Source organism: Limisalsivibrio acetivorans (assembly GCF_000421105.1).
Taxonomy (GTDB): Bacteria; Chrysiogenota; Deferribacteres; order Deferribacterales; family Geovibrionaceae; genus Limisalsivibrio; species Limisalsivibrio acetivorans.
The window spans coordinates 2,319,518-2,335,852 of sequence record NZ_ATWF01000001.1 but is presented as its reverse complement, the minus strand read 5'-3'; the positions used below and the strand labels follow the sequence as shown (position 1 = coordinate 2,335,852).

The 16,335-nt window shown below is 47.6% G+C and carries 12 protein-coding genes; 10 read left to right on the top strand and 2 right to left on the bottom strand.

Annotation, left to right across the window (positions count from 1 at the left end; genetic code table 11):
* Positions 1–2: 2 nt before the first annotated feature.
* Both flhB and fliR read right to left on the bottom strand, forming a co-directional pair.
* Positions 3–1,061, bottom strand: coding sequence for a flagellar biosynthesis protein FlhB (flhB, locus tag K300_RS0110990; protein WP_022851725.1), 1,059 nt, complete (start codon positions 1,059–1,061; stop codon positions 3–5).
* The gene (gene fliR, locus K300_RS0110985) at positions 1,062–1,844 is read right to left on the bottom strand and encodes a flagellar biosynthetic protein FliR (protein ID WP_022851724.1); all 783 of its coding nucleotides are present in this window, start codon (positions 1,842–1,844) and stop codon (positions 1,062–1,064) included.
* A 163-nt stretch (positions 1,845–2,007) separates the two neighbouring features.
* Between fliR and mqnC the strand changes: the two genes are divergently transcribed.
* The 10 genes from mqnC to K300_RS0110940 all read left to right on the top strand — a co-directional run bounded on the left by mqnC (position 2,008) and on the right by K300_RS0110940 (position 16,182).
* The gene (gene mqnC, locus K300_RS0110980) at positions 2,008–3,048 is read left to right on the top strand and encodes a cyclic dehypoxanthinyl futalosine synthase (RefSeq protein ID WP_040463118.1); all 1,041 of its coding nucleotides are present in this window, start codon (positions 2,008–2,010) and stop codon (positions 3,046–3,048) included.
* Between the two features lie 24 nt (positions 3,049–3,072).
* Positions 3,073–4,212, top strand: coding sequence for a GAF domain-containing sensor histidine kinase (locus K300_RS0110975; RefSeq protein WP_022851722.1), 1,140 nt, complete (start codon positions 3,073–3,075; stop codon positions 4,210–4,212).
* Positions 4,187–5,728, top strand: coding sequence for a flagellar assembly protein A (locus K300_RS0110970; protein ID WP_022851721.1), 1,542 nt, complete (start codon positions 4,187–4,189; stop codon positions 5,726–5,728). Before K300_RS0110975 ends, K300_RS0110970 begins: the two co-directional genes overlap by 26 nt.
* Complete coding sequence (gene uvrA, locus K300_RS0110965) at positions 5,721–8,525, top strand: excinuclease ABC subunit UvrA (protein ID WP_022851720.1); 2,805 nt, start codon at positions 5,721–5,723, stop codon at positions 8,523–8,525. Before K300_RS0110970 ends, uvrA begins: the two co-directional genes overlap by 8 nt.
* Before the next feature lies 1 nt (position 8,526).
* Positions 8,527–10,308, top strand: a complete 1,782-nt coding sequence (locus K300_RS0110960; protein WP_022851719.1) for an N-acetylmuramoyl-L-alanine amidase — start codon at positions 8,527–8,529, stop codon at positions 10,306–10,308.
* Positions 10,309–10,550: 242 nt separating this feature from the next.
* A complete protein-coding gene (groES, locus tag K300_RS0110955; protein WP_022851718.1) occupies positions 10,551–10,841 on the top strand; it encodes a co-chaperone GroES in 291 nt (96 codons plus the stop codon).
* A 22-nt stretch (positions 10,842–10,863) separates the two neighbouring features.
* Entirely contained in the window at positions 10,864–12,519 is a 1,656-nt protein-coding gene (gene groL, locus K300_RS0110950) for a chaperonin GroEL (RefSeq protein WP_022851717.1), read from the top strand.
* Between the two features lie 162 nt (positions 12,520–12,681).
* Positions 12,682–12,912 carry an AlpA family phage regulatory protein gene (locus tag K300_RS17135; protein WP_081646966.1) on the top strand — a complete coding sequence of 77 codons (231 nt, stop codon included), beginning with the start codon at positions 12,682–12,684 and terminating at the stop codon, positions 12,910–12,912.
* A gap of 77 nt (positions 12,913–12,989) precedes the next feature.
* Positions 12,990–14,840, top strand: coding sequence for an AAA family ATPase (locus tag K300_RS15445; protein WP_022851716.1), 1,851 nt, complete (start codon positions 12,990–12,992; stop codon positions 14,838–14,840).
* Positions 14,841–15,414: 574 nt separating this feature from the next.
* Positions 15,415–16,182 (top strand): SAM-dependent methyltransferase, encoded by a 768-nt coding sequence (locus K300_RS0110940; RefSeq protein WP_022851715.1) that lies wholly within the window; start codon positions 15,415–15,417, stop codon positions 16,180–16,182.
* The last annotated feature ends 153 nt before the right edge of the window (positions 16,183–16,335 follow it).

Genomic DNA, 16,335 nt, shown 5'->3' with positions numbered 1-16,335 from the left:
CATCAGTTTGCGGTTCTGTATTTATCTACAAGTGAAAGGATTTCCGCTACAGCTTTATAAAGATTTTCAGGTATTTCATCACCTATGTCAACCGTTTTGAAAAGCGTTCTTGCGAGGGGAGGATCCTCATGAACAAGCACTCCGTTCTCCCTCGCCATTTCACGTATACGAAGGGCTATAAGCCTTTGTCCCTTTGCAAGAACCACAGGCGCCCTGTCCTCCCCCGGCGTATAACGCAGGGCTACGGCGTAATGGGTGGGATTTGTAACAACAACATCGGATTTAGGCACATCCTCCATCATCCGTTTCCTCGCCATCTCCTTCTGGAGTGAGCGTATTTTCTGTTTAACCAGCGGGTCCCCCTCCATCTGCTTATGCTCCTCCTTAACCTCGGTTTTGGTCATCTTAAGGTCCTCTTTGTTCTGCCATTTCTGGTAGAAAAGATCCGCAATGGCCATAAGGAGAACAAGGATACCCACTTTAAGAAAGAGCTCAAATATGAGCAGGAGGAAAAAGATAACCGTATCCATCGGGTCCGAATCGGAGAGACGCAGAATCGTCGGGATCTTTCCGTTAACGATAGTATAGGCGACAAAACCGATGACGAATATCTTAAAGAGCGACTTAAAGAGCTCCACAAGGCTCTTCTTGGAAAAAAGCTTCCCGAGCCCCTTTACAGGGTCAAGCCTCTCCCATTTTATAGCCAGCGCCTTGGGGGTAAACAGGAAGCCGAACTGGAGGTTGTTTGAAACAATTGAAATAACGAGCAGGAGAAACATTATCGGCGCAAGGAGTTTACCCATAAAGAAGAGGGAGAATATGAGGAGCTCAACGGTACTCTGGATGTCTAAACCGTAATCAAGTGAGCGCATAGCCTCGCGCATGTAGCGCATAAGCTCAACACCCATTTTGGGCAGGTAGGAATACATAAACATCGCCATGGCGAGGAACATAATTGCCGAGCTCAGCTCCCTTGTCTTGGGAACGTTCCCCTCCTCCCTTGCCTGCCTTATTCGCCGGCTCGTCGGGTCTTCGGTCTTTTCGCTGTCGTTATCCGCCATTTATCCACCTAAGATGCTGAAAAGTGTTGCTATCTCTTTAAAATAATTGTGCAGAAGTTTTTCAAACACAATATAGAAGTAGTTAAGACTGAGGGAAAGCAGGGTGAGCCCCGTGGCGATCTGCAGGGGGAAGCCCACAATCATCAGGTTCAGCTGGGGAACCAGTCTCCCCATTATACCCATAACCGTGTGCAGGGTCAGCAGTGTTACAAAGATAGGCGCAACAATCTGAATCGCCGTAGAGAAAGCAAGGCTCATAAGCTGAACCACAAAGAGGAACCCCTCGCTCTGGAAAACAAAGGTCCCCACCGGAACCACATCGAAGGATTCGCTGATCGCACCGATAACCATATGATGACCATCCAGCGCAACGAAGAAAAGGAGCATCGCAATATTCTTGAACTGGGCGATGATGGAGAGCTGGGTGTTTGTCATCGGGTCGAATACGTTTACCACACCGAAGCCCATCTGGAAACCGATTATCTGCCCCCCTATCTGAACCCCCACAAGCAGAAGATAACCGAGCAGACCTATGGCTATCCCAAGCAGAAGCTCCTTTGCAATAACAAGAACGAGAAGAACAAAGTCTATATTTTCCAGTTGGATAGGTTCTATCAGGGGCGCTATGAGAACAGTGAGCAAAAGGGCAAGGGCAACCTTGATGTTAATGGGTATCATCCGGCTTCCGTACATTGGTGCGCTGAAAAGTATGCCTGCGATCCTGAACCCCGCCAGTATAAATGTCATCAGGGTATCGGTCTGATAGAGATATTCAAATGACATTGATGAATTTTAATCCTTTTGCACAGGGAAAGCAAGGGGAGGCTTTGGGGTGCTGTGAAACCTGCGAATCCAGTATTTTAAGTGAATTTTACTGTTCCAATTCAGTCCGCTTTGTGCGATATTACCGGATACAAAACCAATAAACGGATGGTCATAAATAGCTATGTTGTCAAACAGGATCACCCGGGTGAGCGACGGCGAGGCTGTCGATCTTCTCAAAAACTCAGACCTGCTGGAACTCGGCAGAAAAGCCGATGAGATGAGGCAGGCTCTGCACCCCGACGGCGCAGTCACCTTCGTCATAGACCGAAACATAAACTACACCAATGTCTGCACATGCAGATGCTCCTTCTGCGGGTTCTACCGCAGCGTGGGTGATAAAGACGCATACGTCCTCGACAAGGAAACCCTCGCCTCCAAGATCAACGAAACCAAAGAGCTGGACGGAACACAGATACTTCTCCAGGGGGGGCTTCATCCGGATCTAAAGATAGACTTCTACGAGGATCTCCTCCGCTACATGAAGAGCTTCAATATATGGGTCCACGGCTTTTCCCCTCCAGAGATTCACCACATAGCCTCCCTCAGCGGGCTGAGCATCACTGAAACACTAAAGAAACTCATGGATGCGGGGCTCGATTCCATGCCCGGTGGCGGGGCTGAGCTCCTTGTGGACTCGGAACGGATGCGCATTAGCCCGAATAAGATAAACTCTGCAAAATGGCTCGGCGTAATGGAGGAGGCCCACAAGCTGGGCATGAAAACCACCGCAACCATGATGTTCAAGCAGGAGGATGAACCGGAAAAGATAGTGGAGCACCTCGCAAAGGTTCGCAAGCTGCAGGACAGAACAGGCGGGTTCACAGCCTTCATACCGTGGCCCTTCCAGCCGGACAACACAGAGCTCGGCGGTGCGAAAACAAGCCCTGTGCAGTATCTCAGGGTGCTTGCCCTGTGCAGACTGTACCTCGACAACATGCCCAATATTCAGGTGAGCTGGGTTACACAGGGGCCCGAGATAGGGCAAACCGCCCTCCGTTTCGGCGGTAACGATTTCGGCAGCTTGATGATCGAGGAGAACGTTGTTGCCTCCTGCGGTGCAACTTACAGTATAAGTGTGCGGGAAATAGTGCATAATATAAACAGAGCCGGCTTTAAAGCTTGCCAGAGAGACATGCAGTACAACAGGATAAGGAGCCTTTAACTGAAAGCGGATCTTCTGGAGATTATGCTTGAGATCTCCGAAAAGATGAATACTGTCTTTGAGATAAACACCCTGCTCCCCTCCATCATAGGCATCGCAAAGGAGTACCTCGGCGTAAAGAGGGTCTCTCTGATGCTCAAGGAGGAGGAAACACTGAAGATCTGCGCCCATACCGGCTTCGACATCGATCCGGATAACACAACGGTCAAGCTGGGGCAGGGAATTGCAGGAAAGGTTGCCGAGTCCGGCGAGGAAACCGTTGTTAACCTTGCGGAAGATACGAGAGAGGAGATGGGCTACAGGGCGTCCTCCTTCATGTCCGTCCCGCTCACAGCAAACGACCGTGTCATAGGCGTCTTAAACCTTACGGACAAAGAACAGGACTACTTCACAGAGGATGATGTGAAGATAGCACGCTACATCGCCTCCCAATGCGCCCTTGGCGTTGAGCGTTTTAATATGGTGAAGGATATGCGCAAGAGTGAAAACCTGCGCATAATCGGCATGCTTAACAGCTCCATAGCCCACGATATCAAGAATCTTCTTAACATAGTCCAGTCGTATCTGGATCTCATAAACCTCTCTGAACTTGACGATGAAATGACAGATTACATCGACAGTATCTACACCGAAGTAAAAAGAATCCACGGCCTCACGCTTGATCTGCTGGACTTTTCAAGACAAAAGGTTACAATAAACGTATCAAAATTTTATGTTTCGGAAATCTTTGAAGATTTGAAGAAACATGTTTACATTTTGACAAGAGACACCGATATTGTTGTTGAAATTGAAAATATAGACAACCCGGAGCTCAAGCTTGACCGGGAGAAGATGTTCAGGGTTCTCTTCAACCTTATGGGCAACTCCATAGATGCCCTCGGGGAAAGCGGACTTATAAAGCTGAGCGCCGAAGTATGCGACGATGAATGCATTTTTAAGATACACGACAACGGCAAAGGAATAGCCGAAGAAAGCCGGCAAAGGATATTCGACCCCTTCTTCACATCGGGGAAGGTTAAAGGGACTGGTCTCGGGCTTGCCATTGTCAGAATGATAATAGAAGCACACAATGGATCTATAAGTGTTACCTCCGAAGAGGGGGTTTTCACTGAATTTACTGTAAAGGTGCCGTTAAGACATGAACCTTCTCAGGAATCACTCTAACCGTACAGAGAATGAATTTAAAAAACTGCTCGTTGAAAGGTACGGCTTAAGCCAGTCCGATTTTGTTCTCAAGAGAGAAGAGGGGACCATCCTCGCAAAGATCGTAACCGAAGAGGTGGTGGATTCCTCCCTTGAGATCGATGTATCCCCGGACGGGCTGAAGGCGCATCTGTCACTATACCCCCCTATCAACGGCGGAGAGATGTTCGATTACGACCAACTCCTTCGTATTATTGAGGAAAACGGTGTAACGGTTAACCTTAAAACAGAAAAGATCAAGAATGCCTACGAACTCTATTCGGACTTCGGCATTGTAGAAAAGATCCTTTTTGCAGAAGGTATCGAGCCCATATCAGGGGCTGACGCTAACCTTGAGCTTAAGTTTGATCCCGCCCAAAGCCGCCCCAAGGTTCGTGAGGACGGCAGTGTGGACTATAAGAATATTGACAACATCCGCCTTGTGAGAAAGGGTGATCTTCTTCTCACTAAAAAGCCCGCCACCGCTGGTGTAAAAGGGCTCACTGTACAGAACGAGGAGATCTCCCCCGAGGAAGGAAAGGATCTCACCATACACATAGAAGACGGGGTAAGCACCGATGAGGAGGAGAAGGAGTACTACGCAACCTGTGACGGGTGCGTAACCTTCCACAGAAACCGCCTTGCTGTCAGCCCCATATATACAGTTCCAGGAAACCTTGACTATTCCATCGGCAACATTATATTCAACGGGGTTGTGCATGTTAAGTCCGATGTCCTCAGTGGGTTTGCCATAAAGGCAGAAAAGGATATTATCGTTGAGGGTATCGTTCAGGATGCAAACCTTATAGCCGGAGGAAATATAACCATCAAAACCGGCATTAAGGGTGACTTTAAAAACAGGATAGCAGCCGGGGGAGACGTTATAATCGGCTATGCCGAGAAGGCCAACGTTGAGGCAAAAGGTAACGTGGAGCTGCTGAAATACTCATATAACAGCAACATAAAATCCGGCGGACTTGTTACAGCCGTCGGCGAACCGGGGATCATCGCCGGAGGGCGCGTTATGGCCTTCTCCGAGATCGTCATCAATCAGGCCGGAACAACGGGGAATACAAACTTCGCCATGGCCGTGGGCACGAAATATTTCTTCGAAGAAGAACTGAACAAGCTTAAAGATACAAAGGATAAATACGAAAAAAACCTTGAAAAGGTAGAGGAATTCCTTGGCAAGCTGGACACCACAAACAAGGAGATCCTCAAAAACCCCAAGGTTAAGCAGCTGCTTATTCTGCGCAAGCAGATTCTGGAAAACATCAAGAAGACCGATGAACAGATCCAGAAGCTGATACGCAGTGCACACCACTCAAGACCGAGGATCAAGGTTATGAAAACCATGTACGAAGGCCTTGAGGTTCAGTTCTTCAGAGAAAAGCTCACCATGAGGGAGAAGGATTCCAAGGTCCTCTTCTTCTACGACGATAAATACGAAAGGATCGCCTGGGTCAGCATGGAGGACAAAGAATCCCAGTATGACTGATAAGATTATCGTTAAAGGTGCACGTCAGCATAATCTGAAAGATATTCATCTCGAAATCCCGAAAAACAAGCTGGTGGTAATCACCGGAGTAAGCGGTTCAGGTAAATCCACCCTCGCCTTCGACACCCTCTACGCAGAAGGGCAGAGGCGTTATGTGGAATCACTCTCCGCATATGCGAGGCAGTTCCTGGAGCTCATGGAGAAACCGGACGTAGATTCCATCGAGTACCTCGCACCCGCAATCAGCATCGAACAGAAATCCATAAGCCGAAACCCCCGCTCCACAGTTGGAACCATAACCGAGATATACGACTACATGCGCCTGCTCTTCGCCCGTGTGGGGGATGTACACTGCCCCTCATGCGGCAAAGTAGTTGAGAGCTATTCGGTTCAGCAGATCGTGGATCATATCCTTGAGAACCCCGATGGAAGCAGGGTTGAGATCCTCTCACCCATAGTCAGGGGGAAGAAGGGGGAGTTCAGAAAGCTCTTCGAAGGCCTGCTTAAGGACGGCTACGTACGTGTATGGGTGGATGGCGAGCAGAGAAGGCTTGAAGAGGAGATCATCCTCGAAAAGAATGTAAAACACAATATAAGCGTAAGTATAGACAGGGTTAAACTCAAAGAGGGGATAGACCGCAGGCTTGCCGATTCGGTAGAGACCGCTCTACGCCTCTCCGAAGGGTTGGCGGAGATCTCCGTGGATGGTGATAGCCGCCTCTTCTCCGAAAAGTTCTCCTGTGCAGAATGCAATATAAGCATCCCCGAGATCGAACCGAGGAGCTTCTCATTCAACAACCCCTTCGGCGCATGCCCCGAATGCGAAGGGCTCGGTGAGAAGCAGATCTTCGATGAAAAGGCGATCGTCCCCAACGATAACCTCAGCGTGCGTGAGGGAGCCATAAAGCCGTGGGAGCATTTCGACAACTTCCATCACTACAACACACTCGTGGCCATAAGCGAGCAGCAGGGGATCGATATGAACATCCCCTACAAGAAGTTAAGCGAAGAGGCGAAGGATTATCTGCTCAACGGAAGCGACGAACCCCTCAAGCTCTTCACCTTTAAAGGGGAGAAGAAGGTTTTCTACGAAAAGAAATTCACCGGCGTCCTGGGTTGGCTCAGGGAAAAGCTATATACAGGAACGCCCAACGAACGTGACAACGCCAAAAGATACATGTCATCCATGGACTGCCCCGAATGCGAGGGGGCAAGGCTTCAGAAGACCAGCCTTTCCGTATTTGTGGGGGATAAGAACATACACGAAGTCTCCGCCATGGATATCCAGATCGCTCTGGATTTCTTCGAGAACCTTAACTTCACAGGCTTCCGCAGGGAGGTTGCAGACAGGATCGTGGCAGAGATCGTCCGCAGGCTCGCCTTCCTCCGTGATGTGGGGCTGGATTACATAACCCTTGAACGAAAGGCCTCCACACTCTCTGGAGGAGAGGCACAGAGGATACGCCTTGCCACCCAGATAGGCTCCGGGCTCACCGGCGTGCTTTACGTGCTGGACGAACCCTCCATAGGCCTCCATCAGCGTGATAACGATATGCTCATCGCCACGCTCAAGAACCTGCGTGATATAGGAAACACAGTTATCGTTGTTGAGCATGATGAGGATACGATCCTCGATGCGGACCACGTAATCGATATGGGCCCCTACGCAGGGCGCAAGGGTGGAGAGATCGTCTACGAAGGCGTACCCGAAGGGCTGAGCGATTGCGAAAACTGCCTTACAGGCGCATACCTCAGCGGAAGGATGGAGATCGAGATCCCGAAAGAGCGCAACCAGCCCTGTGAAAGATGGCTTAAGCTGACAGGCGCTTCGGAGCACAACCTCAAGAACGTTAAGCTTGAACTCCCCCTCGGGATGATGGTCTGCGTTACAGGAGTGAGCGGTTCGGGTAAATCCACCCTTATCATGGATACGATGTACCCCGCCCTTGTCCGCAAGCTGCAGGGAACGGCCATAAAAGCCGGCGAATATAAAAGTATTGAAGGTTTTGAGCATATCGACAAGGTTATCGATATCGACCAGAGCCCCATAGGCAGAACACCCCGCTCGAATCCTTCGACATATACGGGTGTTCTCACCGATGTAAGGGAGCTTTTCGCCATGACCCCCGAGGCTAAGAAACGTGGGTACAAGGCGGGCAGGTTCAGCTTCAACGTCCGCTACGGCAGATGCGAAACGTGCCAGGGTGAAGGGTACATTAAGATCGAGATGCATTTCCTCCCCGATATGTATGTAAGATGCGATGCCTGCGGAGGGAAAAGGTACAACAGGGATACCCTTGATATACGCTACAGCGGGAAGAATATAGCCGATGTACTGGACATGACGGTAAATCAGGCATTTGAGTTTTTCGAAAATATACCGAAATTAAAGAATAAGCTGAAGGTTCTCGTTGATGTGGGCCTTGGCTACATAAAGCTCGGCCAGCCCGCAACCACCCTCTCCGGCGGCGAGGCGCAGAGGGTTAAGCTGGCAAAGGAGCTGATGAAGCGTCCCACGGGTAAAACTCTTTATATATTTGACGAACCCACAACGGGGCTTCATTTTGATGATATCAACAAACTGGTTAAGATTTTCCGCGCTTTGACCGAATCAGGGAACACGGTTGTGATCATCGAGCACAATCTGGATGTTATTAAATGCTCCGATTACATCATCGACCTCGGCCCTGAGGGTGGCGGAGGCGGAGGGGAGATAATCTTCTCCGGAACACCTGAGAAATGTGCTAAAAGCAGGAAATCATACACAGGAAAATACCTTAAACGAAAGCTGGGGTAACATGAAAAAGAAAGCACTTCTGATCCTTCTGGTAATTGCAACGGCTGTCTACGCCTTTGCAGGAGACTACGATAAGTACCAGACCGCAAAAAAGGATCTGGCCTTTATCGAGAAATCCTCCAAGGTGAGCAGGAAGTCATACGAGAATGTGGCCTCCCAGTTTTACAGCATATACAGCTCCGCACCCCAGTCGTCCCTGGCTGATGATGCCCTGCACTACACAGCCCAGACCTATTACCGAAGCTACAAGCGGTTCAACAACCGTGACGATCTTCTTAAAACACTAAAATATCTTAAACTTCTAGCTGTAAACTACGAGACAAGGCTCGCCTCCCTTGCCTATCTGCAGTCTGCGGATATATATACGATGCGCAAGGATTTTGCCTCGGCGAAGTTCATGCTGAACCGTCTCCTCTTCAAGTTCCCGAATTCCGAGGATGCTCCGGCGGCAAGAAAGAAGCTGGAAGCCATTGATGCCAAGTTCGCAAAGAAGAACAGCGCACCGGATGTTGAGGATATAATAAAGGATACCGCTGAGGAACCTCCTGTTGAGCAGACAGCGGAAGAGCCCGCCCCCGAGGTTCAGAAGGTGAGTACCGACAGCCTCTTTACCGACAAAACCACCAGTGCGGCACAGGAGAGCGGCGGGGAGAAGCAGTACGGCGGCAAAATGGACGCCCCAAGCGGCAAAACCATGATAAGCGGTATCCGCCATTTCGCCGCATCGGACTACACACGTGTTGTTCTCGACATGAGCGGCCCCGTTAACTACAAGAAACACTGGCTAAAGGCCAATCCTAAATACAACAAGCCTCCGAGGCTTTTTCTGGACATTGAAACCGACGTCATCGACAAGACAATCCCCAAGGAGATCGACATAAAAGACGGCCTCCTGCGTTCCGTACGCTGGGGAGTGAACAGACCCGGTGTTATCCGTGTGGTTCTCGATTCGGACAACGTTAAGGACTTCAACGTATTCCCCATGGGCAACCCGGATAGGATCGTAATCGATGTAAGCGGCGAGCCTATCAAGGACCGCAGGGATGAATCCCCCAATATGGCTAATCAGGATGCGGATCTGGACAAGGCGACCCTTGCAAGCGTCTTCGGACTTAAGATACGCCGTATAGTCATAGATGCCGGCCACGGAGGCAAGGATCCGGGAGCAACATACAACGGCCTCAAGGAGAAGGATGTTGTCCTCGATATCGCCCTTGAGCTCGAGAGGCTGTTCAAAGAGAACACCCAGCTTGAGGTGTTCATGACAAGAAGGCGGGATGTTTTCATTCCCCTTGAGGAGAGAACAGCATTCGCAAACCGGAAGAAGGCGGATATATTCATATCCGTTCACATAAATGCGAGCAGGAACCGGAACGCAAACGGGATAGAGACCTATGTACTTAACGTAACCGATGACAAGGCCGCCCTTGCCCTCGCCGCAAAGGAGAACATGGCAACGACCAAATCCATGTCCGACCTGCAGGGCATCCTCAAGGATATAATGCTCAACTCCAAGCTGGAGGAATCCCTTCTTCTGGCGGGTAAGGCGCAGGAATGGCTCGTAAAGTACGTTTACGGCTCCTCAAGCCACAGCGGCAACAGAGGGGTTAAGCAGGCTCCCTTCTATGTTCTGGTGGGTGCGCAGATGCCCTCTATCCTCGTTGAGGCTGGCTTCATATCAAACCGTACCGAAGCTAAGAAATACAGAAGTACAAACTACCGCAAGAAGATCGCCTACGGCATTTATAAAGGTCTGGCGGAATACATAGAGATGCATCAGTAAACGATTAATAATACAAAGGGGGTCAGAGCAGGACCCCCTTTTTTTATATATCACGCCGAAACAAAGAGTTACATCCCCTAAAATATCTTTATAAAACCCGGCTCAGGTCTAATTTTTCCCTTGAAATCTTCTTCGCATTTCTATATAAATATCCGTGTTGGCACTCACAAGGCGAGAGTGCTAATAACAGAAAACAGAACAAATAAGTCATTTATAACTAAACTATATAAAGGAGGCAGAAGATGGCATCTATCAAGCCGCTTCAGGACAGAGTTCTTGTAAAGCGTTTCGAGAGTGAAGAGAAGACCGCAGCCGGCATCATCATTCCCGACAGCGCAAAGGAAAAGCCCATGGAGGGCGAAGTTATCGCAACCGGACCCGGTAAATACCTTGAGAATGGAAACAGGGTAGAGCTTACCGTAAAGGAAGGGGACAAGGTTCTCTTCAGCAAGTACGCAGGTACAGAGGTTAAGTTCGGTGATGATGAGTATCTCATCATGAGAGAGGACGACATCCTCGGAATTCTCGGATAACTAATCAGGAGGGATAATTATTATGGCTAAAAATATTACATTCAGTGAAGACGCTAGACACGCCATCGGAAGAGGCGTTGATAAACTTGCAGACGCAGTAAAAGTTACACTCGGACCCAAAGGTAGAAACGTAGTAATCGAGAAGAAGTTCGGTTCCCCCCTTGTTACCAAGGACGGCGTTACCGTTGCTAAAGAGATCGAGCTTTCCGATCCCCTCGAGAACATGGGCGCACAGATGGTTAAGGAAGTTGCTTCCAAGACCAGCGACGTTGCCGGTGACGGTACAACCACTGCGACAGTTCTTGCCCAGGCACTTTTCAAGGAAGGCATCAAGAACGTTGTAGCAGGCGCAAACCCCATGGAGCTTAAGAGAGGAATCGACAAGGCTGTTAATGCAGTTATCGCAGAGCTTAAGAACATCTCCAAGCCCATCGCAGACAAAAAGGAGATCGCCCAGGTTGGTACTATCTCCGCAAACAACGACAAAGAGATCGGCGATTTCATCGCAGAGGCTATGGAGAAGGTAGGTAAGGACGGCGTTATCACCATCGAAGAGAACAAGTCCACCGAGACAGTTCTTGACGTTGTTGAGGGTATGCAGTTCGACAGAGGCTACCTCTCACCCTACTTCGTAACAAACCCCGAGAACATGGAAGCATCCCTTGAGGATCCTTACATAATCATCTACGACAAGAAGCTCTCCAACATGAAAGAGATCCTTCCCGTACTTGAGCAGCTCGCCAAGAACAACTCCCCCTTCGTAATCATCGCAGAGGATGTTGAGGGTGAGGCTCTTGCTACTCTCGTTGTGAACAAGCTTCGTGGAACGCTTAACTGCTGCGCTGTTAAGGCTCCCGGCTTCGGCGACAGAAGGAAAGAGATGCTCAAGGATATCGCTGTTCTCACAGGCGGACAGGTTATCAGCGAAGAGCTCGGCATCAAGATAGACAGCGTAACCCTCGACGACCTCGGCAGAGCGAAGAAGGTTACCGTTGATAAAGAGAACACCACCATCGTAGAGGGTGGCGGTTCCACAGACGACATTCAGGCTCGTGTAAACCAGATCAAGAAGCAGGTTGAGGACACCACAAGCGACTACGACAGAGAGAAGCTTCAGGAAAGACTTGCTAAGCTTGTTGGCGGCGTTGCCGTTATCAAGGTTGGTGCTGCTACCGAGACAGAGATGAAAGAGAAGAAGGCCCGTGTTGAAGATGCACTCAACGCTACTAAGGCTGCTGTTGAAGAAGGAATCGTAGCCGGCGGCGGCGTTGCTCTTATCAAGGCTCTTCAGGCAGTTGAAAACCTTGAGCTTGAAGGCGACCAGCAGGTTGGCGTGGAGCTCCTCAGAAAGACCCTTGAGTTCCCCCTTCGTCAGATAGTTACGAACGCAGGTTTTGAGGCCTCAATCATCGTAAACAACATCAAGGAAAGCAAGGAAAGCACATACGGCTTCAATGCTTACACCGAGAAATATACCGACATGTTCGAAGACGGCGTTATCGACCCCACAAAGGTTACCAGAAGCGCCCTTCAGAACGCAGCTTCCGTTGCAAGCCTTATGCTCACCACCGAAGCTCTTATCACCGACATTCCCGAGAAGAATGAAGGCGGAGCCGGCGGCGGCATGCCCGATATGGGCGGCATGGGCGGAATGGGAGGAATGGGCGGCATGATGTAAGCCCCCGTTTCTTCAATCGCTAATAATATCAACGGCCGCACTCCTTTACGGGGTGCGGCTTTTTTTGTCTGCTACCTTCTCATTTCGTTGCAATTTGTTCCGCTATGTTGCATGATATGTACATGTTACTAAATATGATCTTTTGTTTTTAGTTTCCAGTTATTGGAGTATTTGCTGGATAAGGTTGTAGAAAGAACAGCTCCACAATTGAGCCCTGATGATTTGGCAGAACGAATTATACGGGCACAAGAGCTTCAGGAATTAACAGGCCTTTCTCGGACAACTATTTGGCGGCTGGAACGCAAAGGTGAATCCCCTGCAAGGGTGCCACTGTCTGGCAGTAGTGTTGGCTGGAGACATTCTGAGGTATTGGAATGGATGAAGCTGAGGTGACTAAATTTAATTATACGAATATGCATAATATATTAATAAGTCATATAGAGATTGCCTAAATAGAAGAAGGATATAGGATGAAACTGGATATTGTAAAAATAAAAAATTTTCGCTGTTATAAGAACGAAATATCGATACATTTCTCTGATTTGACGACACTGGTTGCCAAGAATGACATAGGTAAATCTTCTGTTCTTGAAGCACTGGATACTTTCTTTAATGCTGACAAGCTAGAGTCTGGTGATCGGTCAGCTGGGTTGAGTAGCTCAGATGATATTGAGATAACGTGTATTTTTACAGATATACCAAGACACTTAATAATAGACACAGATCATCGTATATCACCTGCAAATGAATATCTTCTAAACACTGAAGGCAAGCTTGAAATAAAGAAAGTGTTCTCTAGCGCCTCACCGAAGTGCGAAAAAGTATTTATTCGAGCATCCCATCCAACGGTTGAAAATTTCAATGATTTATTTTCTTTAAACATAACGCAACTAAAAGCAAGGGCAAAAGAACTTAGCATTAATTTAGAGGGAGTAAACGAAACTGTTAAGTCAGCTCTGAGACATGCTATCTGGTCAAGTGTATCTGATGAGCAGCTAGTTAAACAATTAGTCGAGTTAGAGGTAAAGTCCAAGATATGGAAGCCACTTCAGAATACTCTTCCTCTATTCCAACTTTTTAAATCTGACCGTCCAAGTTCCGATCAGGACGCTGAAGCACAAGATCCCATTAAATTTGCTATCAAGGAAGCTATAACTCAAAAGGCAAATGAGCTTGTTGCTATTGAAAACTATGTAAAACGTCAAGTTGAAGAGGTTACAAATTTAACTATCGAAAAAATCAGAGAAATGGACCCTGAGTTGGCAAACCAGTTGAATCCAAATTTCTCAAAATTCAACTGGGGGAAGGTTTTCTCCGTGTCACTCACAAATGAAAATCAAATACCCTTGAATAAGCGTGGTAGTGGGGTTCGACGACTTTTCTTAATTAACTTTTTCCGAGCCAAAGCTGAACAGTTAGCAAGTGAAAGAGATGTTCAAGATGTTATTTTTGCAATTGAGGAGCCTGAAACATCACAGCACCCAAACAATCAAATGCTGCTCTTAGATGCACTGAAGGAGTTGGCGCTTGAGGAGACTCATCAAGTGATATTTTCAACTCACAACCCTGTTCTTGCCGGGCGAGTTGATCGTGATTCAATAAGGTTTATTGAAAAAGACGGAAAAGGCTCTCGAATATTGGCTGAAAACGATGATGATACATTGCTGAGAATTAAATCAACTCTTGGCATGTTTGCAAATCATAACATCAAGGTATTTGTTGGAGTCGAGGGGCCAAATGACATTGAATTCATCAACACAATATCTTCTTATTTATCACAGGAAGACACAAACATTGCCGATTTAAGAAACGCTGAACAAAGTGGAGAATTGGTTTATATACCTATGGGGGGTTCGACTCTTGAGTTATGGACAAACAGGCTTGAAGGGCTCTGTGTCCCTGAAGTGCATGTGTTGGATAGAGATGTCCCTCCACCGGAGCCAGCCAAGTATCAGGATGCTGCAGATAGGGTAAATGCACGAGGCAATAATTGTAGTTCTTTTATAACTAGTAAAAGGGAAATTGAGAATTATATAGATTTTGAAGCTATAAATGAAGAGTTTGAAACACAGTTCACTGGAAACTTTCAGTCATTCGATGACGTTCCAGCGTTGGTCGCAAAGGCAGTCCATGGTGCATCAGAGTCTACTGTAGACTGGGAAGATTTGGACGAGGAGAAGCAAAGAAAGAAAGAGAGTAAGGCTAAAAAACGCCTGAACCGAGGTGCTGTTTCAAACATGACTTTGGCACGCCTTAATAATGTAGATCCTAACGGAGAAGTCTTAACCTGGCTAAACGAAATAAGCAAACATCTTTTGTGACAGTGTTAGCAAGTGAATTAAGTGTGCAATTTTATGAGACTATTTCATGAATGTTAAAGGTCAGTTTTTTACATTGAGGTATAATTCGAGGTATTTGCAATAACTAACTTTTTTAAACTATCTATATATAAATAATTTACCTCAATATGGGCGGCATGATGTAACCTGCGCACACGTTCCCACTTACCACTCAAGCAATGCAGAAACGGCCTGTATTGATGGATGCAGGCAGTATTTTGTACCATCGCCCCATAGGCAAGGGATGGGGGTGCCCCTTTCTGGTGTCGGACGGGATAAAGAAATATATTCGCAAAGCCGACAAAAGCTGTACATATAGAGTATGGATGCGATTTCATATTGACTGTCAGAAGCATGACAAATACAATACCAAAAAAATCAGGAGATTTTTTGAACAAAATACTCTCTCTCGCATTTCTTAAAAAGACAATTGTGCCTTCCCTGTAACTCAATTTCTTTGAGTTATGGGGCATACCTACCAAAATGAAATAATTTCCTTGTTTGGTGACAATAAAGTTGTGACCAAACACTATTAAACTATTTTAAGGGGCATAATATGTCAAATTTCAAATACGCTAAGTCACAAAAATACACCAATTTACATAAGATTTATGAACAGTGCAGCGGTCCGGGCGGGCTAAAACTGGCAGAGTTTATGGCAGAAAAGATGCAGATACATCCTGATAAACTTCTGCTTGATCTTGGCTGCAACAGAGGATACCAAACATGCTTTATCGCAAAAGAGTATGCTGTGCGCACCGTAGCCGTTGACCCTTGGGATGACAGAATGGATGGGAGGCCGATGGTCGAACATCTGATTGAAAATGCATCTGAATGGGGCGTTTTAGACAGGGTCATAGGGATGAAAATAGGCGTTCCTGATCTGTTTTTCGCATCAAAAACCTTTGACTACATCTACTCAACAACAGCACTGGAGATGGTTCGAGTGTCTTTAGGGGCAGAAGGCTACAGGAATGCTTTGCTTGAGATCAGAAGGGTTATGAAAGATGATGGAATCCTCGGTATTGCCGAACCGATGCACTATGATGTAGAGATCCCTGAAGACCTGCTCCCTTACGTTTCATCAGGCGAGTACCCATGGAAGGATTGTTTCAGATCTCTTGAAGAAACAAAGGCAGAGATTGAAGATGCAGGTTTTGAGGTGCTCGAGAGTGGTTACCCTGCTGACGCTACTGAGTGGTGGCAGGAATTTGTTCGGTATGACCCGTTTGAAAAAAACAACCCTGAGGGTGATGCCAAAACTCTGGAAGTAGATAATGGCAGATGGACGAGTTTCGGTTACCTGATCTGCAAAAAGCGATAAACTAATAAGGGGGAACCATCTGGTTCTCCCTTAAACCCTTCATCGAGACATGGTCTATCGTTGGTTTGGTAATGTGTCCTTGGCCTTTCCCACGTAAACTAGCCCAGTATTAAGAGAGTTTTCCGCAAAATATTAAAAGAGAACTCAAATGAA